Below are 21,140 nucleotides of genomic sequence, written 5' to 3'. Positions count from 1 at the left end.
CTTCTAAAACCGAAAAAGATACAGGGAGACGAAAGATGGGCATACAAAATCTCAGGATCGGCATCCGGCTGTTGGCAGGATTTATTGCAGTTTTACTCCTTACCGTGACACTGACCTTTTTTTCCATCAAAGGTATGGCCAATGTTGAAGAACATCTGCAACGCATAGTCGATGTCAATTATGAAAAGATCAAGGAGACCAGTGCAGCGTCTGAATCTATGTATAAAACCACTGCCGCGATCCAGCAGATGATCATTGTTGATGACCATGGGAAAAGGCTTGAGGAAAAACAGCAAATAGACGCCTTGCGGGCTGTCTATGCAGATTCGATAGCCAAGCTGGAAAAGCTCGAGGAGAATGCCGAGGGTAAGAAGCTGATCACTAAGGTCAAAGACGCAATGGAGGGCTCGAAAGGGGTCAATAACGCGATGGTGGAGCTTGCGCTGGCAAACAGGTCCAGTGAGGCAGCCGCAATGTTTGCGAAAGACGGGATGAGGCTTAATAAGGCAGTACAGGACTGCTTCGATGAGTTGATCAATTACAATGAGGGGCGCATCGATTTCCGCTACAAGGAGGCCAACAAGTCCTACAGGTCTACCCGCACTATGGACATTGGCTTTTGTGTCCTTGCTCTGCTTGTGGGTTTGGTTATAGCCGTGGTGATCACACGGAGTATAACCAAACCTATCGATACGGCCGTTAACGTATCGAACCGTCTTGCGGCAGGCGATCTGACGGTAGCAATAGCCGTAACCAGCAAGGATGAGACGGGCATATTGCTGGCCGCCATGCAGGACATGGTGAACAAGCTCAAGGGTATAGTAGCCGAAGTCAAAACGGCAGCCGACAACGTGGCCTCGGGGAGCCAGCAGCTCTCGTCCGGGTCGGAAGAGATGTCTCAGGGGGCGAGCGAGCAGGCGGCCGCCGCCGAAGAGGCATCCTCATCCATGGAGGAGATGTCCTCCAACATCCGGCAGAATGCCGACAACGCACTCCAGACGGAAAAAATCGCCGTGAAATCTGCCGGCGATGCCCAGGAAGGGGGCAAGGCAGTGGAACAGACGGTCCACGCCATGAAGGATATCGCTGGCAAAATATCCATCATCGAGGAAATCGCCCGCCAGACTAACTTGCTAGCCCTCAATGCGGCCATTGAGGCGGCCCGCGCAGGCGAGCACGGCAAGGGCTTTGCCGTGGTAGCGAGCGAGGTGCGCAAGCTGGCTGAACGGAGCCAGAAGGCGGCTGCGGAGATCAGCGAGCTGTCCGCCTCCAGCGTGGAAGTGGCGGAAAGAGCCGGTGATCTTTTGACCAAGATGGTGCCCGATATTCAGAAGACTGCAGAGCTGGTGCAGGAGATCAGCGCCGCCAGCCGGGAACAGGATACTGGAGCCGAGCAGATCAACAAGGCAATCCAGCAACTGGACCAGGTGATCCAGCAGAATGCCGGGGCTTCGGAAGAGATGGCCTCCACTGCCGAAGAACTCGCTTCTCAGGCGGAACAGCTCCAATCGGCTATTTCCTTCTTCAAGATTGACAATCGTCATGAGGGGAATAAGAGCATGGTTTCCTCTTCGGCCTCAAGGACGGATGTCAAGTCCCAAAAGGTGAAGATTCAACACCTGGCCAAAGCCCAACAGGTTTCCAGCTTTCGCGGTGCAGCGTCAGGTCACGATATCGACATGGGTGATGCCGGTGACCATCTGGATGGTGTTTTCGAGAAATTCTAGATAGACATTCATAATATAACGAATGGTTAAGGGGGGCATATGGGAAATGGAATCATTCGAGGTTTGACAGTTGCTTCATCGATACTTTTCATTGGTTTGCAGGTGCATGCCGGCAGCGAAACGGATGTGAGAGTCCAGGAGTTCAAGGCCGGACTAGGGGGGCAGCCGACGACCGAACACTCAAAGGTCGAGCCGGCGGCACAGGATTCTACCAGGAGCTCCCAGGGCAAAGGTAGCCATGATGGTATTCCTAAAAAGAAAAAAGCTTCTTCGTCACATCATACGGCAGACGCACGCAAGCACGGGGCGGTCTCTGCACACCATGTGGAAGCAGTTGAACCAGAAGAGGGAATCAAGCGGCTCCTTGAGGGAAATAAGCGCTTTGTAGAAGCCCGGGTAACTGGACCAAACCGTAAGCCGGCTCGGAGAGCAGCGATTGCCCAAGGGCAGAATCCGTTTGCCATCATCATCGGCTGTTCCGATTCGCGAGTTCCGCCGGAACTCCTTTTCGATCAAGGGTTCGGCGACCTCTTCGTCATCCGCACTGCGGGCAATATCGTCGACAGCATTGCCCTGGGGAGTATCGAATATGCGGTTGATCATCTGGGGGCCAAGCTCATCGTCGTTCTTGGTCATGAACGATGCGGCGCAGTAGATGCCACCATCAAGGGGGGAGACGCTCCCAGTCACATCAAGACGCTGGTTGATACCATCAAGCCGGCCGTGGACAAGGCCAGAACGACAGCAAGTTCTGGAGGCCACGGCTGCGATTTCCAATGCAAATCTGTCAAATCCAACGTGAAGATGGTGGCGGAGAAGATCCGTTCTGCCAGCCCGATCGTCGCTGAAGCGGTGGAGGACGGCAATGTGCGGATCATCGGCGCCTATTACGATCTGGACAGCGGCGAAACGACGCTGACCTATAAGCCTTATCTTTAGGACTGGAGGAAACGACTATGCATTTCATGAAAAATTTCAAGATCGGCTCAAAGATTCTCGGCATGGTAGGTATCATAATGATTCTCATGGCTGTTCTGGCCGCTTTTGGCATCACCAAGCTGATGAATGCCGGTGATGAGGTCAAGGGGCTGGCAGAGCAGGAGATACCCATCTCTGAGGCCATCAACGACGTCGGCGGCGTCCAGATGGACCAGCTGGTAATTTTCAATCGGGCCGTGCGACTGGGCATCACCAATGAACAGGCGGAACTGCGCAAAACGGCGGAGGAATTCTCCAAGAGCGCCAATGAAGCTGACGAAATACTGAAAAAGACCGATGCCCTGGTGAACAAGGCCCTGAAGGAAACGGCCGGGGATGCGGCATCCCAGAAGGAGTTCACCGAGATAGCCTCTCAGCTGAAAACCGTCGAGGGGGAATACAAGGGTTTCGAGAAAGAGGTCGGCGAGGTACTGACCCTGCTGATCCAAGGCAAACTCGCTGCTGCAGCTGGCGCCGAGGCCAAGGTGGAGCGGGAAGGGAACCAGCTGGAGACGGCCCTGGATACCCTCAAGAAGACCACCTCCAAGAATGTGGATGATACCACCAAGCGGATCGAGGCGGACGAAGCCTTGGCCATCAAAGGGATGATACTTTTGACCATTGCCACGCTCATCCTCGGTATTGGCATCGGCATTTTCATTGTCCGCGGCATCACCAAGCCTCTCAAAGAGGCGGTTGAGGTCTCCAATGCCCTGGCCAAAGGGGATCTGACCGTGACCATTGATGTCTGCGGCAGGGATGAAACGGGAATGCTGCTGGCAGCCATGAAGGATATGGTGGAGCGGATAAAGGAAATTGTCTCGGAGGTGAAGACTGCCGCCGACAACGTGGCTTCGGGGAGCCAGCAGCTTTCCTCCGGATCGGAAGAAATGTCCCAGGGGGCGAGCGAGCAGGCGGCGGCAGCCGAAGAGGCGTCGTCATCCATGGAGGAGATGTCTTCCAACATCCGTCAGAACGCCGACAACGCTCTGCAGACTGAAAAGATCGCTGTGAAGTCCGCCGGTGACGCCCGGGAAGGGGGCAAGGCGGTGGAAGAGACGGTCCACGCCATGAAGGATATCGCCGGGAAAATATCCATCATCGAGGAGATTGCTCGCCAGACTAACCTGCTGGCACTCAATGCGGCCATCGAGGCGGCCCGCGCCGGGGAACACGGCAAAGGCTTTGCCGTCGTCGCTTCAGAGGTGCGCAAGCTGGCCGAACGAAGCCAGAAGGCGGCTGCGGAGATCAGCGAACTGTCCGCCTCCAGCGTGGAAGTGGCGGAAAGAGCCGGTGATCTTTTGACGAAGATGGTGCCCGATATCCAGAAGACTGCAGAGCTGGTGCAGGAGATCAGCGCCGCCAGCCGGGAGCAGGACACAGGAGCCGAGCAGATCAACAAGGCTATTCAGCAACTGGACCAGGTGATTCAGCAGAATGCCGGGGCTTCGGAAGAAATGGCTTCCACTGCCGAAGAGCTGGCCTCCCAGGCGGAACAGCTACAATCTTCCATTTCCTTCTTCACCATAGACGACCGGGAACTGCGGAAGAATGTCACTTCGGCACCATCCTTTAAGAAAACAGTCGTGCAGCCCCACAAGGTAAAGATTCAGCACCTGGCGGTCAAGACGGAAAAAACCAACGGCAACCCGAGCAAAGCTGCTGCAGGTCATGATCTGGATCTGGGGATCGATCATCTTGACAATGATTTTGAGAAATTCTAAGGGCACTATGATAGTCGGGGACGCCGCACCGCGGGCCGCGTTTTTTTTCTGCATGGTCTTCGTCCTAAAGAAATGACCGGAAGAATACGATAAGTAAGTTCAGCCGCTTAAAAAGTTTTTTGTCTAAAGGGGGTATTAACATGGATGGAGCCGGTATTGGGGAAACAACGCAGTATCTTACCTTTACCCTTGACGAAGAAGTTTTTGCTCTTGATATCGGAAAGGTGCGGGAGGTTCTGGACTACACGACGGTGACCAAGGTGCCGCAAACACCCGATTTCATGCGCGGAGTGATCAACCTGCGGGGCAACGTTGTGCCGGTGGTGGACATGCGGCTGAAATTCGGCATAGATGCCACGGAAAACACCGTTAATACCTGCATCATTATTGTGGAAGTGGCAGTGGACGGCGAAATTACAGTCCTTGGCGCCATGGCCGATTCGGTGCAGGAGGTGCTGGATCTGGAGCCCGACCAGATCGAACCCCCGCCGCGCATCGGCACCAGGATGAGGACCGATTTCATCCGCGGTATGGGCAAGCGGGACGAGCAGTTCATCATGATCCTGGATATCGACAAGATTTTTTCCGGTGATGATTTGACGGCGGTACAGGCCGTGGATGACGATATCTCCCAGGTCTCCAACGGCTGATGGAGTTGGATGCAATGGGAAGGAGGGTGTAATGAAGATTGCCGATATGAAAATAGGTGTGCGCCTGGGTTTCGGTTTCGGGCTTGTGCTGGTCCTGTTGCTGCTGGTGGGGGTATTGGGCTATTGGGGGGTCAGCGCGGTCTCGGGAACGACGGTGAAGATGCTGGACACGGATGCACAGATCGCCCAGCATTCGGCTCGTGCCCGTGCCAATATCCTCGGCTTGCGCCGTTACGAAAAGGATATGTTCATCAACATCGATAATGCCGAGAAGGTTGATGAGTACTACAAAAAGTGGAACGGCGAGCGCGAGAAGGTCGAGGAGCGTATTGCCGCCATGGAAAAGGCGGTCTATGCCGCGGAGCAGAAGCAGCATGTCCAGATCATCAAGGATAACCTTGCCACTTATGTTTCCGGCTTCAACAAGGTCCATTCACAGGTCAAGGCGGGCAGGATCACTACCACCGCCGATGCTAACAAGGCCATCGGCGAGGTGAAGGATGAAGTTCATAAGATGGAATCGACCGCCGTCGATTTTGCCCAGGATGCCAACAAGGCCATGGAAGGCGCCAAGAAGCTGGTAACGGGAAAAAGAGACAGCACGGTCATGCTGATGATCATCGTCAGCCTCATTGCCGTAGCAGTCGGTTTCCTGATCAGCATCCTCATCACCCGCAGCATCAAAAAACCCATCGGGGAAGCGGTCGATGTGGCCAACAGGCTGGCCGACGGGGATCTGACCGTGGATATTGACGTCGTCTCAGCCGATGAGACGGGGCAACTGCTGGCTGCCATGAGGAACATGATCAACAGCCTGAGGGAATCTGCACTGGCTGCGGAAAGAGTGGCTGCAGGGGATATGTCGGTGGATATCAAAATCCGTTCGGACAAGGATCTTCTGGGTCAGAACCTCACTGCCATGGTTGCAGCCATCAAGGGGATTCTCAAGGATACGGCGGCTCTGATCACGGCGATTCAGGAAGGAAAACTCGACCGGCGCGGGGATACCTCAGCATACCGAGGGGGGTGGGGAGAACTGCTGGATGGGATCAACCGCCTGGTGGATGCCTTCGTCGCTCCATTCACCATGACCGCCCAGTACGTGAACCGGATCAGCAAGGGAGACCTGCCGCCGGTCATTACCGATGCCTACCGGGGCGATTTCAACGAAATCAAGAACAATATCAACCAGCTCATCGAAGCCATGAACACGGTCACCACCCTGGCACAGGAAATAGCAGGTGGGAATCTCCTGGTCAAGGTCAACGAACGTTCAGCCAATGACACGCTTATGCAGGCCCTCTCCATGATGGTGAAAAAACTGACGGAGATTGTGGGCGAAGTGAAGAATGCCGCCGACAATGTGGCTTCGGGGAGCCAGCAGATGTCCTCAGCCTCGGAGGAGATGTCCCAGGGGGCGAGCGAGCAGGCGGCGGCAGCCGAAGAGGCGTCGTCATCCATGGAGGAGATGTCTTCCAACATCAGGCAGAATGCTGACAACGCCCTGCAGACGGAAAAGATCGCCGTGAAGTCCGCCGGCGATGCCCAGGAAGGGGGCAATGCGGTGGAAGAGACGGTCCACGCCATGAAAGATATCGCCGGGAAGATATCCATCATCGAGGAGATTGCCCGCCAGACTAACCTGCTGGCACTCAATGCGGCCATCGAGGCGGCCCGCGCCGGGGAACACGGCAAAGGCTTTGCCGTCGTCGCTTCAGAGGTGCGCAAGCTGGCCGAACGAAGCCAGAAGGCGGCTGCGGAGATCAGCGAACTGTCCGCCTCCAGCGTGGAAGTGGCGGAAAGAGCCGGTGATCTTTTGACGAAGATGGTGCCCGATATTCAGAAAACGGCTGAGCTGGTGCAGGAGATCAGCGCCGCCAGCCGGGAACAGGATACTGGAGCCGAGCAGATCAACAAGGCAATCCAGCAACTGGACCAGGTGATTCAGCAGAATGCCGGGGCTTCGGAAGAAATGGCTTCCACTGCCGAAGAGCTGGCCTCCCAGGCGGAACAGCTCCAGTGCAGTATCTCCTTTTTCCGCATCGAGGAGCGGGAATCCGCCAGGAAAAAGCCGGTGCAGGCTCCCGCCTCCAACTGGACGGTCCAGCCCCGCAAGGTGCATATCCAGCACCTTGCTCAGACGGAAAAGGTAAAACCGGCAAAACAGGCTCTGGGCCACGATCTGGATCTGAATGCTATCAGCGATGGCCTGGACCACGACTTCGAAAAATTCTGACCATCTCACACATAACCTATCCAAAGGGCAGAAGTCGAGCGTGAGCCGGCCTTCTGCCTTTTTTCGTGTTCCTCATCTCAACCGGCTAAATATTGCGCTCCCTTGATCCGATAAGTTCTGCAAGAATATCTGTCGCACCGGCAGAACTTTTCAGGGGGTAGTAATGGAGAGTGCTTCAGATCACAATGGACGTCAATCCCTGTCCTCAAAGGACTTTAACCGGCTGAGCCAGTTTATTTACGAGGAACTGGGCATCAAAATGCCGGAGGCTAAAAAGACCATGCTGGAGGCGCGGCTGCAAAAACGGCTGAGGACGCTGGGCATACCCACGTTTGCCGAATACTGCGAATTTCTTTTCAGTGACCAGGGAATGGAAGAAGAGATCATCCAGATGATAGACTTGGTGACTACGAATAAGACCGATTTCTTCCGTGAACCTGAACATTTTGACTACCTTCTCGACAGGGTACTGCCCGAATGGGAAAACAGACACCAGGGGAAAAAGCTGATGGTCTGGAGCGCCGGGTGCTCTTCGGGAGAGGAACCCTATACCCTGGCCATGGTGCTGTCGGAGTTTGGCGAAATGTGTCCCGGCTTCAGGTTCGAGATACTGGCGACCGACATATCATCCCGGGTTCTGGAGAAGGCAAAGGTGGCCGTTTACGATGAGGAGCGGGTCATTCCGGTTCCCGCGAACCTGAAGAGGAAGTATCTGTTGCGCAGCAAGGACAGAGCCAATCCGCGGGTCAGGATAGTGCCCGAGTTGCGCGACAGGGTCTGTTTCCGCCGGCTGAATTTCATGGATGGCGACTTCGGCATGCGGGAGCAGCTGGATATCATCTTTTGCAGAAACGTCATCATCTATTTCGACCGAAAGACCCAGGAAAGACTGCTGAACCACTTCTATACCCACATGGCGCCCGGTTCCCATATCTTCATGGGGCATTCGGAAACGCTCAGCGGCTTGAACGTGCCCCTTACGGCGGTTCACCCGACGGTATACAGGAAACTCCGGTGATCACATCCCAACCGGCAAGAGAGTGGTGGATATGAAAGAAAAGATCCGTGTACTTGTCGTCGATGACTCTGCGGTGGTCAGGCAGACAATGGTCGAAATTCTTGAATCGGACCCCCAGATCCACGTGATAGCCACGGCAGCGGATCCGTTTATCGCCGCCGAACGGATCAGGCACGAGGTGCCCGACGTCATAACCTTGGATGTGGAGATGCCCCGCATGGACGGCTTAACCTTTCTCCACAAGATCATGAGTCAGTATCCCATCCCGGTGGTGATGTGCTCGAGCCTGACGGACAGCGGTTCGGAAACGGCAGTCAAGGCGCTTGAATACGGGGCAGTGGAAATCATACAGAAACCGCGGATGGGGACAAAGCAGTTCCTGGAAGAATCCCGGGTGCGCATCTGCGATGTGGTCAAGGCTGCCAGCCAGGCCAGGCTGAAAAGGGTAGCAGCAAAGCCCCGTGCCGTTGCTCCGAAGCTGACCGCCGACGTGATCATTGCCAAACCCACCTCCAAGGCTATGATCCAGACCACCGAAAAGGTTGTGGTGGTGGGAGCCTCCACCGGAGGGACCGAAGCATTGCGGGCATTCCTCGAGGTGCTGCCGGCGGATTCTCCCGGCATAGTAATCGTCCAGCACATGCCGGAGGGCTTTACCCGTGCCTTTTCACAAAGGCTCGACGGCATTTGCCAGGTTTCGGTGAAAGAGGCGGAGAACAACGACACGGTGGTGCGTGGACGGGCTTTAATTGCGCCAGGCAACCATCACCTGCTGTTGAAGCGAAGCGGTGCCCGCTACTATGTTGAAGTCAAGGAAGGGCCGCTTGTCTCCCGGCACCGCCCATCCGTGGATGTATTGTTCCGTTCCGCCGCCCGCTATGCCGGTAAGAATGCCGTGGGAGTTATCATGACCGGTATGGGGGACGACGGAGCCAGGGGGATGCTGGAGATGAAGGAGGCAGGTGCAAAGACCATTGCCCAGGACGAAGCGACGTCGGTGGTCTTCGGTATGCCCAATGAAGCCATCAAACTGGGTGGGGTGGACTTGGTACGGCCCCTGGATTGCATAGCGAGAGAGGTAATCCGCCTCTGCGAGTAGCATAGGGATAGAAGCAGCGGGATGTGCACAGCATCAGGGGAGAGTTTCGTGGCGCAGGAAAAGTTTTTTCTCGGGCGTCAGCCTATTCTGGACCGGAATCAGCAGATAATCGGCTTCGAGCTTCTTTTCCGCTCGGCCGAAAGCGTCAATTTCGCCATGATCTCCGACAGCTTCCAGGCTAGCGCCAGTGTCATAATCAATGCCCTTACCGATTTCGGCACCCGTGAAATCCTAGGCCGACACAAGGGTTTTTTCAATGTGGACATGGAAATGCTCATGAGCGATAGCCTTGAGCTTCTGCCCAGGGACCAGGTGGTGATCGAACTGCTGGAGACCATCAACGTATGCGACGAGGTGATCGGCCGCTGCAGAAAGCTTAAAGAACAGGGCTTCACCATAGCTCTCGACGATCACGAGTATGATCCCGCCTTCGAAACGCTTTACGGCGTAACCGATATCGTTAAGGTGGATATCCTTCAGACTCCCCCCGAGACGATTCGGGAAACGCTCAGACAGTTAAAGTCCCGGCCCATTGCCCTGCTTGCGGAAAAGGTGGAGACGGCAGAGCAGTATGCCTTTTGTGTTGCAGAGGGATTCGATCTGTTCCAAGGGTACTACTTTGCCCATCCGGTCATTCTTAAGCAGAAAAGGGTGGATATTGCCCAGCTGACCCTGACAAAACTGCTGGAACAGGTCATAAGGGAAGCGGATCTCCGCGAAATCGAGGAGACCTTCAAGGAAAACCCCAATCTCACCTACAACCTGCTGCGGCTGGTGAATTCCGTAGCCATTGGACTGCGGGAGCATATTAAGACCCTGCGCCATGCTCTCATGGTTTTAGGCCTGCAACAGTTGAAACGGTGGATCGTGCTTGCGCTCTATGCCAGCAAAGGCGATCAGGGGGTATCAAACCCGCTTCTGGAAATTGCGGCTGCGAGGGGCAAGCTGATGGAGCTGCTGGTTAAAAAACAGCCGGCTGCGCATTTGACTGCTGATTTCTCCGACCGTGCCTTCATGACCGGCATTCTGTCGATGGTGGATTGCCTCTTCGAGGTGTCCATGGAGGAAATGGTGCAGCAGCTCAACCTAGACAGCGATATCCGGCTGGCCCTGTTAAAGAGGGAGGGGGTCCTCGGGGCCATACTGCAGCTGACGGAGATCATCGAACAGGTGGACTTCAGGTCGGCAAACGAGCTCATGAGCCGGACTAATCTGACACCCGACCACCTCCTGGAAGCCCAGCTGGAGACCTTTAACTGGAGCAGCAGCCTGACCGACATGGTCTAATTCCCTCCTTGACACGGCCCTTTCTTTTGATGTAACGTACTTTGTCCCGCCCGATGAGAAGGGACACATCCTATTTTTTCTTGTTCACGGTCCCCTTCCCTATGAAAATAACAGCAATTATTCCCGCACGGTACGCTTCGACCCGTTTCGAAGGCAAGGCTTTGGCCCAGATTCAGGGAAAGCCCATGGTGCAGCATGTCTATGAGCGGACCCTGAAGGCATCGCTGGTTTCGGACGTGGTGGTGGCCACCGATGACGAGCGTATCATTGCCGCTGTCCGTGCTTTCGGCGGCAGGGCGGAGATGACTTCCAGGTCCCATGAAACCGGGACCGACCGCCTGGCCGAGGTGGCAGCCCGGCTCGAAGCGGACATCGTCGTCAATGTCCAGGGGGATGAACCACTCATCGATCCGGCCATGATCGATGAGGCCATCAGACCCCTTGCCGAAGATCCCTCCCTGCCCATGGGGACTCTTAAAACCCGCATCAAGAGCCTTCATGATTTTCTCAGCCCCAATGTGGTCAAGGTGGTAACGGACTGGGAGGGCTATGCTCTCTACTTCTCCCGTTCTCCGCTCCCCAACTTCCGCGACAAGTGGAACGACCTGAAGGACGAGGCTTTCTCGTCCCGGAAACTGCTGTGCTTCAAGCATGTGGGACTGTACGTCTACAGGCGCGAGTTCCTTCTCCAGTTTGCCCAGATGTCTCCTACCTACCTGGAGATGGCGGAAAAACTGGAGCAGCTCCGGGTCCTGGAGAACGGCTATCGTATCAAGGTTGTCGAAACCGATTACGAATCCATCGGCGTCGATACGCCCGCTGACCTGGAAAAGGTGCTGGAACGGTTGAAGGACCGGGGATAAGCATATTTCCCCCAAGATTTTACAGGAGTTACTGCGATGAAAACCAAATTTATTTTTGTGACCGGCGGCGTTGTCTCCTCCATCGGCAAGGGGCTCGCCGCCGCTTCTTTGGGTGCACTGCTTGAATCCCGAGGCCTCAGGGTTACCCATCAGAAACTCGACCCCTACATCAACGTGGATCCGGGAACCATGTCTCCGTTTCAGCATGGCGAAGTCTTCGTTACTGACGACGGTGCGGAGACCGACCTGGACCTGGGACATTACGAACGCTACACCTCCGCCCGCCTGTCGAAAAAGAGCAACTTCACCACCGGTCAGGTCTATTTTTCCGTCATTGAGAAGGAGCGGCGGGGTGACTACCTGGGGGGAACGGTCCAGGTCATCCCCCACATTACCGACGAAATAAAGTCAAAGATCATCGAGAACGCCAAAGGGTCCGACATTGCTATCATCGAGATCGGCGGAACGGTCGGCGACATCGAATCGCTCCCTTTTCTCGAAGCTATCCGCCAGTTCAAGGCAGACCGCGGCGCGGCCAACGTCCTGTATCTCCATGTTACGCTTGTGCCGTTCATCAAGACCGCCGACGAACTGAAGACGAAGCCGACCCAGCACTCGGTGAAAGAGCTGCGGGAGATCGGTATCCAGCCCGACATCCTCATCTGCCGCTGCGAACAGGACCTGCCCCGGGACATGAAGGCAAAGATCGCCCTCTTCTGCAATGTGGAAGAAAAGGCGGTCATAACCTCCCAGGATGCGGAGCATATCTACGCTGTGCCGCTGGCACTGCACCGGGAAGGGCTGGATGAACAGGTGGTGGAAAAACTCAACATCTGGACCAAGGCTCCGGATCTGACCCCATGGCAACAAGTGGTCGAAAAACTGATGAATCCCAGCAAGGGCAAGGTGCGTATCGCCATTGTCGGCAAGTATGTCAACCTGACCGAGTCGTACAAGTCCCTCTCCGAGGCTTTGACCCATGGGGGCATTGCCAATGACTGCCGGGTGCATCTTACCTACCTCGATTCGGAAAAAATCGAGCAGGAAGGGATCGACGGCCTTTTGGAGGATGTGGACGGCATCCTGGTACCAGGTGGTTTTGGTGAGAGGGGGACCGAAGGAAAAATCAAGGCCATTGAGTTTGCCCGGACGAGGAAGATTCCATTTTTCGGCATATGTCTGGGGATGCAGATGGCGGTGGTGGAGTATGCCCGCAACGTCTGCGGCCTTGAGGATGCCTTTTCCAGCGAATTCAAGCCTGACTGCCTGAACCCGGTCATCCATCTCATGGAGGAGCAGAAAGGGGTCAGCCGCAAGGGCGGAACCATGCGTCTGGGGGCCTATCCCTGCACTCTGGCCAAAGGGAGTTTTGCCCAGAAAGCCTACGGCACCCTGGAGATATCCGAACGTCACCGCCACCGTTACGAATTCAATAATAAAAACCGGAATATCCTCGTGGAAAAAGGGCTTGTCCTGTCGGGCATCTATAAGGAGGGTGATCTGGTTGAAATAGTGGAAATAACGGATCACCCCTGGTTTGTCGGCTGCCAATTTCACCCGGAGTTCAAATCCAAGCCGCTCAATCCCCATCCTCTTTTCAAGGCGTTCGTAGCCGCTGCTCTGCAGAATAAAAAAGTGTAGACAAACACGGCACGCATAAAGTGCCCCAAAGGATAGAGACATGGTTAAGGAAATTTCCGTCGGTTCGATCAAAATAGGCGGCAATCGGCCTCTGGTGCTTGTGGCCGGTCCGTGCGTCATTGAAAACGAAGCTGCGACCCTGCGCTGTGCCGAGCGTCTCATGACCATCTGCAACGGCGTCTCCATTCCCCTCATATTCAAGGCGTCATACGACAAGGCAAACCGTACCTCGGTCAATTCTTTCCGCGGTCCCGGCATGAAGGAGGGACTGAAGATTCTGAAAAAGGTCAAGGAGTCCTTGGGGGTATCGGTCCTTTCCGATATCCATTCCATCGAGCAGGTGGAGCCTGCCGCCGAGGTGCTCGATGTCATGCAGATTCCGGCTTTTCTCTGCCGGCAGACTGATTTGCTCGTCGCTGCGGCCAATAGTGGTCGGGTCATCAACATCAAAAAAGGGCAGTTCCTGGCCCCCTGGGATATGGAAAACGTGGTGGGCAAGGCTGTTTCCACCGGTAACGACAACGTCATCCTCACCGAGCGAGGGGTCTCCTTCGGCTATAACAACCTGGTTTCGGACATGCGCAGTTTCCCCATCCTCAGGCAACTGGGCTACCCGGTTATTTTCGATGCGACCCACAGCGTACAGCTGCCGGGGGGACTTGGTGGCTCCTCGGGAGGACAGCGCGAATTCGTGGAATATCTGGGGAGGGCGGCGGTGGCAACCGGCATCGACGGCATCTTCATGGAAGTGCATGAAGATCCGGAAAAAGCCCTCTGCGACGGCCCCAATTCAGTGAAGCTGGACGATCTTCCGGCCTTGCTGAAAAAACTGAAGGCGATCGACGCCATCGTCAAATAAAGGACTGCCAGGCTTGAGAAAGAACATATGAGTATTCTGGAAGCAGCAAGAAATGTCTTTCGCATTGAGGCCGAAGCGCTGCTGGCGCTGGCCGATAATATAAACGGCGATTTTGAAAAAGCGGTGAATCTGATTCGTTTTTCCCGCGGCAGGGTCGTAGTTACCGGTATGGGCAAGTCGGGGCTTATCGGTCAGAAGATCGCCTCCACCCTGGCCTCCACGGGCACACCGGCCTTTTTTCTGCATCCGGCGGAGGGTATCCATGGCGATCTGGGGATGATCATCAAGGGGGATGTGGTCATAGCCATTTCAAACAGCGGCGAAACTGAAGAGGTGGTGCGTATCCTGCCCATCATCAAACGCATCGGCGCGGATATTGTGGCCATGACCGGCAATCCAACATCGAGCCTTGCCAAATCCGGGGATGTTTTTCTCGATATTTCCGTAAAAGAGGAAGCGTGTCCACTGGGCCTGGCACCTACCGCTTCCACAACCGCCACGCTCGCCATGGGTGACGCTCTTGCTGTGGCGCTCCTGCTGGAGCGGGGGTTCAAGGCGGAAGATTTTGCCCTTTTTCATCCGGGCGGAGCGCTGGGGAAAAAATTGATTCTGAAGGTGGAAGACATCATGCATCAGGGGGACGCGGTTCCCCTGGTACCGGTGGGGACCCTGATGCGTGAGGCGCTGTTCGTCATCACTTCAAAGGGGCTTGGCATTACCGGCGTTGTTGGCGGTTCCGGTGTCTTGACCGGCGTTATTACCGACGGTGACTTGCGGCGGGCTCTGGAAAAGGGGCTGGATATCATTAATCTCCCCGTGGAGCAGCTCATGTCCAAAAACCCAAAACGCATAAAGCGCTCGGAACTTGCTGCCAAGGCGCTCCAGCAGATGGAGCAGTTTTCCATCACCTCACTCTTCGTTTTCGAACACAATGGTGCGACCCCTGTGGGGATCGTTCATCTTCACGACCTGCTGAAGGCAGGCATCGCCTAGAAGGATCCCTATTCATGGTAGAACCGCTCTCTTTGACCGACCGGCTGAAAAATATCAGGCTGCTCCTTCTCGATGTGGATGGGGTTATGACCGACGGCCGCATCATTTTTGACTCCAACGGTATCGAAAGCAAATTCTTCAACGTCAAGGACGGTCACGGTATCAAAATGGTGCAGAGGGCAGGGGTGGAGGTGGGGATCATTTCCGGCCGCGAATCGAAGGTTGTTGTCAACCGCGCGGCGGAGCTGGGGATCGGCATCGTTTACCAGAAGTGCCTGGACAAGCTGACACCGTACCTGAAGATTTTGGAGACCACCGGCCTCGACCATGCCCAAGTTGCCTTTGTCGGAGACGACGTGATCGATATCCCGGTAATGAGGCGTGCCGGCTTTGCTGCTGCCCCAGCAGATGCCGTGGCCGAGGTTATTCCACACGCCCATTTCGTAACCCAAAACCGTGGAGGATGGGGTGCCGTCCGCGAGGTGTGCGACCTTCTCCTCAAAGAGCAGGGGGTATGGGATGAAATTACCGAGCGCTACTACAAATAATCCTGCCCCAGTTTTTTTGTCTTGACCACTTCCCGATTTTTTCCTCCTTTTTCAATCTCCATGCCAAATTATAATCGCCCGCCACAAAGCGCTTTACAGCTATTTTTTATGATGCTATACTTCCGGTGAATTATGTCGAGACAGAAGAAAATCAGGCTTTTTCTTGCCACTGCCATCGTTCTGGCTGGTGTTTCCCTGATTGTTACCGTCATGCTGAAGGTCGAGCAGCGAAACTCGCAGCCTCGCAAGCTGGAGCCCCTGCCCCGTAATGTGGAAATGGCGCTGCAGAATGTACACTACAGCGAAGTGAAAAATGGGGCCAAAAAGTGGGATCTGTTTGCTGCTCAGGCCCTTTTCGATAGAAAAAAGGAAGCCTTTCGCCTCAAAGCAGTTCGCTTGGTCCTGGCTGCGGAAGCCGGGGTAGGGAGTGTTACCCTTACTGCCGATCAGGCAGATTACAACAGTGAAACCAAGGATGTGCATCTTTCAGGAAATGTTGTAGCCACAAGCGATTCGGGCATGCACTTTTCATCGGAAAGAGCATGCTATCTTGCCGATAGAGCCCTTATCAGGACAAACGATCCAGTAAGGTTCATCGACGGCAGAATCGATTTAAGTGGCGTCGGCATGGAGCTGAATGTCGCAACACGGGATCTGAAGATAATGAAGGATGTATCGGCAGACATAAAAAGTGGGCACGGCAAGTGATCGGTAAAATTTCTTTCGCATCTGCAATAGTGCCGCTCTTTGCGGCTACCGTTATTGCAGCCGGTGTCTCGGATGGGCTGAAAAGCAATCAGCCTATAAAAATAAAGTCCAACGAGCTTTTTACCGATACTGCTGGTAGGACAGCCACCTTTGTCGGCAAGGTCGCGGCCCGACAGGGGGACATGACCATTTATGCCGACAGGCTGGTCATCAAATATTCGGAAAAAGAACGGGATGTGGACGCCGTAGAGGCGAGCGGCAATGTCCGGGTTATCCAGGGGGACCGGCAGGCTGCTGCAGGGCATGCCGTGTATGACAACAAGGCGGGCAAGATTGTTTTCGACGGATCCCCGAAAGTCTATCAGGGCAACAATGTCGTCTCCGGCAGGGTCATTACCTATTTCGTGGAAGAACAGAGAAGTGTTGTCACCGGTGGTGGCGATGGTGCGGAAGGACGGGTAGAAGCCGAGATCCATCCCAGGGGCAAAGGGAAAGATGGCAACCCAAAACCCTGAGAATATCCTCAATAGCAGGGACCTGAAAAAAAGCTTCAGCGGCCGCACTGTTGTCAATGGAGTCGATCTTCAGGTTGCTTCCGGAGAAGTGATCGGCCTTCTGGGGCCGAACGGCGCCGGGAAAACGACCACCTTCTATATGATGGTGGGTCTCTGCCGTCCCGATGGCGGAAAGGTTTTCCTGAACGGCGAGGATATCACTGAAGAGCCAATGTATCTGAGGGCTCGCAAGGGGATCAGCTATCTTCCCCAGGAGCCATCAGTCTTCCGCAAGCTGACAGTCGAAGAAAACTTACTCGCTGTACTGGAAACGATGAAATTGACCCAAAACCAGTGCCGGGCGAGAGCTGACGAACTGCTCTCGGAATTCCGTATTACCCATATCGCCAGGAGCAAGGGGTTCGCCCTCTCCGGCGGCGAGCGTCGCAGGGTGGAAATAGCCAGGGCGCTGGCCACTGAACCGGGATTCATCCTGCTTGATGAACCTTTTGCCGGAATCGATCCCATTGCCGTGATCGACATACAGAACATCATTACTGTGCTCAAGTCCAAAGGACTGGGTGTTCTCATCTCCGATCACAATGTGCGCGAAACCCTCGGCGTTTGCGACAAGGCATACATCCTGAATGCGGGCGAGGTGCTGGAATACGGCGACCCGATTCACATCGCCGAGAGCAAGAAAGCCCGCGAATTCTACCTAGGTGACAAATTCAGGCTTTAGGCCTGGTGCCGTTCTGACAGTGGACATTTCAAAAGCAGCACTCCATCAGTGCAAAGGTGTAAATAGTTATGGCCATTGAGATGCGCCAACAGATGAAATTGAGCCAGCAACTGGTTATGACTCCCCAGCTGCAGCAGGCAATAAAACTCCTCCAGCTGTCCCGGCTTGAGCTGCAGGACGTGGTCCGCCAGGAACTTGAGGAAAACCCGCTTCTGGATGAAATAGCTGAGGCTGAAGAAACCAAGGAGGTTGAGCAGCTCGAACTGAATGAGAAGGAACCGGAGCCAGAGGCGCCCGTCAGCGAATTTCAGGAAGTAACCGCCGGCGAGGAAACCAAGGAGATGGACTGGGAATCCTATCTGGACGGTTATAATTATAGTGCGGGCGAACAGTATTATGACGACGAGGAACGCCCCTCGTTCGAAAACCTGCTGACAAAGAAAAGCACCTTGTTCGATCACCTCATGTGGCAGCTGAGCCTGACCAGGCTTACGGATGAGGAGATGCAGATAGGCACTGAAATAATCGGTAACATAGATGAGGACGGCTACTTCCGTGCTTCCATTGGTGAGGTGGCCGCCGTCTGCGGCACCGACGAATCCACTGTGGAAGGGGCGCTGAAGCGGATTCAGGAATTCGATCCTGCCGGTGTTGCTGCCCGTGATCTGGGGGAATGTCTTCTCCTTCAGGTCAAAGCTCTGGGTATTGGGGGAAGCTTGGTGGAGTCTCTCTTGACCTACCACCTCAAGGATCTTGAGGCGCGCAAATATAAGCAGGCGGCAAGGGCACTGGGGGTCGAGGTCAACGATATTCTCGCGGCAACCCGGATAATCGCCGGTCTTGACCCGAAGCCGGGCCGCCTATTCGGCCAGGATGATGTCCAGTATATCTCGGCCGACATTTTCGTTTACAAGATCGGGGAAGAATATGTCGTTGTGCTGAACGACGAAGGTCTGCCAAATCTGCGCATCAACCCGCTTTACTACAATACTGAAGAAAAGGCCGGGGTAAACGCAGACGCCAAGGCAGAAGCCTACATCAACGATAAGATGCGCTCCGCATTATGGCTGATCAAAAGCATTCAGCAGCGGCAACGCACTGTGTACAAGGTGGCTAAGAGCCTTGTGAAATTCCAAAGGGATTTTCTCGACAAGGGCATCGAATACCTGCGGCCATTGGTGTTGCGGGATATTGCCGAGGATATCGGCATGCATGAATCCACCATCAGCCGGGTGACGACCAATAAGTATATGCAAACGCCCCAAGGGCTTTACGAGCTGAAATATTTCTTCAACAGTGGCATTTCCACCAATGAAGGTGACTTCATCGCTTCGGAAAGCGTCAAGAACAAGATCAAAGAGATCGTGGACGCGGAGGACCAGCGAAAGCCTTACAGCGACCAGCGCCTTGCCGAGCTTCTGGCTGCCCATAACATAAACATTGCCAGGCGTACCGTTACGAAATACAGGGAGATGTTGCGTATCGGCTCATCGTCCGAAAGAAAAAAACATTTTTAGCTTCGTGGCCGATTGCAGATGTCCGGATTGCAGAGACCGGCGTTTGCTTATAATAAACGACAGGAGGTAACTTTTATGCAGATCACCACGACATTCAGGCATATGGACCCGAGCGACGCCCTGAAAAGCTACACAGAAGAAAAACTGGAAAGGGTAAAAAAATATATCGACGAGCCCATAGTGGCCCAGGTATTCCTTACCGTTGAAAAGATCCGTCACTCTGCAGACGTGACCATTACTGCCAAGGGTATTACCATCAAGGCTGCCGAGGAAACAAACGACATGTATGCGGCCATCGATGCAGTTGTGGACAAAATCGAGCGTCAGCTGCGCCGCTACAAGGAGCGGATCAAGGCCCATAAGCCTTCCACCGACACCCGTGAAAGGATCGTCCAGAAAAGCATTGTCGAGGCCGAAAGCATCGAACAGCAGAAGGAACCGGTCATCATCAGGACCAAGACCTTTTCCTTGAAGCCCATGTCAGTGGAAGAAGCGGTCATGCAGATGGATCTGCTGCACAAGGATTTCCTGGTCTATACGGAAGCGGCTACGGAAAACATCAACGTGATCTATCGTCGCAAGGATGGCAACTACGGCCTGATTGAACCGAACAAAGAGTAGCCGCCACTGTGGGGAGGATCACCATAACAAGATTCCTTTCACCTGAAGACATTATTCCCGATCTCGTCTCTGGTACAAAGGAAGAAGCCTTGGCGGAACTGGCGGCACGAGTCGCCTTGCGGCAGCCCGAAATCAGCCTGGCGGACTTGCTGAAAATTCTGCTTGAACGTGAAAGGCTTGGCAGCACCGGTATCGGAGACGGTGTTGCCATTCCTCACGGTAAGGTAAAAAACGCAAAGGAGCTGATGCTGGTCTTCGGTCGCAGCCTTCCCGGTGTCGATTTCAACTCGCTCGATGGAAGGCCGGCGCAGCTCTTTTTTCTTCTTGTCGCTCCAGATCAGGCTGTGGGCGAACATTTGAAAATGCTGGCCCGTATTTCCCGAATCCTCAAAGATCCGACCACCCGCAGGAAGCTGCTTGATGCACCGGACGCAGCCGCAGTCTATAATGTAATCAAGGAACAGGATAGCAGCTATTGAACACCATCAGCCTTTCCATTAAAGACCTTCTTGATGACAAGGTTTACGGTCTGGATCTGAAGCTCTTTGCGGGTGAAAAAGGTCTTTCCCACAGGCTGTATAGTTCGAGGATACAAAAACCAGGTCTGGCTCTGACCGGATATACCGAACATCTCCACCCGGACCGCCTCCAGGTCTTGGGCAATACGGAAATATCATATCTGAGGCAGATTCCTGAGGAGTCAGCCGTCCTCTACATCGAAAAGCTGTGCACCTTTCCCATTTCCTCTTTTATTGTCACCAAGGGGCTCAACCCCCCCGGATTTCTTAAAAAGGCAGCCGAGGATGCCGGCATTCCGTTGCTGGGAACGCCCCACCAGTCTTCGACGTTTATTTCGCTGATTACCAAATTTCTCGAGGAAACCCTTTTACCGACCACCCACATCCACGGAGTCCTGGTGGATGTCCTCGGGGTGGGGGTCCTCCTTTTGGGTAAAAGCGGCATCGGCAAGAGCGAATGCGCACTGGACCTGGTCATCCGTGGACATCGGCTGGTGGCGGATGATATCATCCATGTGAAAAAGAAGATGCCGGCTGCCCTGGTCGGCCAGGCTGCGGAAACGATCCAGTATCACATGGAAATCAGGGGATTGGGCATCATCAACATCAAAGACCTCTATGGTGTTTCCTCCATCCGGGAGAAGAAGATCATCGACATGGTGCTGGAGCTGGTCGATTGGGACCCCGAACAGGAATACGACCGCTTGGGAATCGACGACCGTGTGTATACCATTCTGGGGGTCGAACTCCCCCACCTGATGATACCGGTCCGTCCCGGAAGGAACCTTACCTCCATCATTGAAGTGGCAGCCAGAAATTTCCTCCTTAAGGGTATGGGCTATTATTCCGCCAGGGATTTCCACGAAAAGCTCCTTGCCCGCATGGATGTCAGACCGTTGGGCAACGAGGTGGAATAA

The 21,140-nt window shown here is 54.6% G+C and carries 20 protein-coding genes; all 20 read left to right on the top strand.

From position 1 onward, the window contains the following. Positions 1 to 35: 35 nt before the first annotated feature. The gene (locus ML541_RS11505) at positions 36 to 1,727 is read left to right on the top strand and encodes a methyl-accepting chemotaxis protein (RefSeq protein ID WP_243373056.1); all 1,692 of its coding nucleotides are present in this window, start codon (positions 36 to 38) and stop codon (positions 1,725 to 1,727) included. A 39-nt stretch (positions 1,728 to 1,766) separates the two neighbouring features. Continuing rightward, positions 1,767 to 2,666, top strand: a complete 900-nt coding sequence (locus ML541_RS11500; protein ID WP_243373055.1) for a carbonic anhydrase — start codon at positions 1,767 to 1,769, stop codon at positions 2,664 to 2,666. A gap of 17 nt (positions 2,667 to 2,683) precedes the next feature. Further along, positions 2,684 to 4,429: a methyl-accepting chemotaxis protein gene (locus ML541_RS11495; protein WP_243373054.1), complete on the top strand. Its 1,746-nt coding sequence runs from the start codon at positions 2,684 to 2,686 to the stop codon at positions 4,427 to 4,429. Positions 4,430 to 4,569: 140 nt separating this feature from the next. After that, the gene (locus ML541_RS11490; RefSeq protein WP_243373053.1) at positions 4,570 to 5,079 is read left to right on the top strand and encodes a chemotaxis protein CheW; all 510 of its coding nucleotides are present in this window, start codon (positions 4,570 to 4,572) and stop codon (positions 5,077 to 5,079) included. A gap of 31 nt (positions 5,080 to 5,110) precedes the next feature. Continuing rightward, positions 5,111 to 7,315 carry a methyl-accepting chemotaxis protein gene (locus ML541_RS11485; RefSeq protein ID WP_243373052.1) on the top strand — a complete coding sequence of 735 codons (2,205 nt, stop codon included), beginning with the start codon at positions 5,111 to 5,113 and terminating at the stop codon, positions 7,313 to 7,315. A 163-nt stretch (positions 7,316 to 7,478) separates the two neighbouring features. After that, positions 7,479 to 8,333, top strand: a complete 855-nt coding sequence (locus tag ML541_RS11480) for a protein-glutamate O-methyltransferase (RefSeq protein WP_243373051.1) — start codon at positions 7,479 to 7,481, stop codon at positions 8,331 to 8,333. 31 nt (positions 8,334 to 8,364) lie between these two features. Then, the gene (locus tag ML541_RS11475; protein WP_243373050.1) at positions 8,365 to 9,432 is read left to right on the top strand and encodes a chemotaxis response regulator protein-glutamate methylesterase; all 1,068 of its coding nucleotides are present in this window, start codon (positions 8,365 to 8,367) and stop codon (positions 9,430 to 9,432) included. A gap of 48 nt (positions 9,433 to 9,480) precedes the next feature. Beyond that, on the top strand, positions 9,481 to 10,719 hold the full coding sequence (locus ML541_RS11470; RefSeq protein WP_243373049.1) for an HDOD domain-containing protein: 1,239 nt from the start codon (positions 9,481 to 9,483) through the stop codon (positions 10,717 to 10,719). A gap of 101 nt (positions 10,720 to 10,820) precedes the next feature. Further along, positions 10,821 to 11,582: a 3-deoxy-manno-octulosonate cytidylyltransferase gene (gene kdsB / locus ML541_RS11465; RefSeq protein ID WP_243373048.1), complete on the top strand. Its 762-nt coding sequence runs from the start codon at positions 10,821 to 10,823 to the stop codon at positions 11,580 to 11,582. Positions 11,583 to 11,618: 36 nt separating this feature from the next. Then, the gene (locus ML541_RS11460) at positions 11,619 to 13,223 is read left to right on the top strand and encodes a CTP synthase (RefSeq protein WP_243373047.1); all 1,605 of its coding nucleotides are present in this window, start codon (positions 11,619 to 11,621) and stop codon (positions 13,221 to 13,223) included. Positions 13,224 to 13,263: 40 nt separating this feature from the next. After that, positions 13,264 to 14,082, top strand: a complete 819-nt coding sequence (gene kdsA, locus ML541_RS11455; protein WP_243373046.1) for a 3-deoxy-8-phosphooctulonate synthase — start codon at positions 13,264 to 13,266, stop codon at positions 14,080 to 14,082. A gap of 27 nt (positions 14,083 to 14,109) precedes the next feature. Further along, entirely contained in the window at positions 14,110 to 15,075 is a 966-nt protein-coding gene (locus tag ML541_RS11450; protein ID WP_243373045.1) for a KpsF/GutQ family sugar-phosphate isomerase, read from the top strand. Positions 15,076 to 15,107: 32 nt separating this feature from the next. Beyond that, positions 15,108 to 15,623: an HAD-IIIA family hydrolase gene (locus tag ML541_RS11445; RefSeq protein ID WP_243373129.1), complete on the top strand. Its 516-nt coding sequence runs from the start codon at positions 15,108 to 15,110 to the stop codon at positions 15,621 to 15,623. 132 nt (positions 15,624 to 15,755) lie between these two features. After that, entirely contained in the window at positions 15,756 to 16,331 is a 576-nt protein-coding gene (gene lptC, locus ML541_RS11440; protein WP_243373044.1) for an LPS export ABC transporter periplasmic protein LptC, read from the top strand. Beyond that, positions 16,328 to 16,846: a lipopolysaccharide transport periplasmic protein LptA gene (gene lptA, locus ML541_RS11435; protein WP_243373043.1), complete on the top strand. Its 519-nt coding sequence runs from the start codon at positions 16,328 to 16,330 to the stop codon at positions 16,844 to 16,846. The genes lptC and lptA overlap by 4 nt, the downstream gene beginning before the upstream one ends. Beyond that, the gene (lptB, locus tag ML541_RS11430) at positions 16,827 to 17,567 is read left to right on the top strand and encodes an LPS export ABC transporter ATP-binding protein (protein WP_243373042.1); all 741 of its coding nucleotides are present in this window, start codon (positions 16,827 to 16,829) and stop codon (positions 17,565 to 17,567) included. The genes lptA and lptB overlap by 20 nt, the downstream gene beginning before the upstream one ends. A gap of 68 nt (positions 17,568 to 17,635) precedes the next feature. Further along, entirely contained in the window at positions 17,636 to 19,084 is a 1,449-nt protein-coding gene (rpoN, locus tag ML541_RS11425) for an RNA polymerase factor sigma-54 (RefSeq protein ID WP_243373041.1), read from the top strand. 75 nt (positions 19,085 to 19,159) lie between these two features. Beyond that, positions 19,160 to 19,705, top strand: coding sequence for a ribosome-associated translation inhibitor RaiA (gene raiA / locus ML541_RS11420; RefSeq protein WP_243373040.1), 546 nt, complete (start codon positions 19,160 to 19,162; stop codon positions 19,703 to 19,705). An 8-nt stretch (positions 19,706 to 19,713) separates the two neighbouring features. Next, entirely contained in the window at positions 19,714 to 20,184 is a 471-nt protein-coding gene (locus ML541_RS11415) for a PTS sugar transporter subunit IIA (protein ID WP_347710803.1), read from the top strand. Next, on the top strand, positions 20,181 to 21,140 hold the full coding sequence (hprK, locus tag ML541_RS11410; RefSeq protein WP_243373038.1) for an HPr(Ser) kinase/phosphatase: 960 nt from the start codon (positions 20,181 to 20,183) through the stop codon (positions 21,138 to 21,140). The genes ML541_RS11415 and hprK overlap by 4 nt, the downstream gene beginning before the upstream one ends.

The organism is Geotalea sp. SG265, assembly GCF_022808985.1.
Lineage (GTDB): Bacteria > Desulfobacterota > Desulfuromonadia > Geobacterales > Geobacteraceae > Geotalea.
Note: the sequence above shows the minus strand (reverse complement) of the source record. Positions and strands in the feature narration are given on the sequence as shown.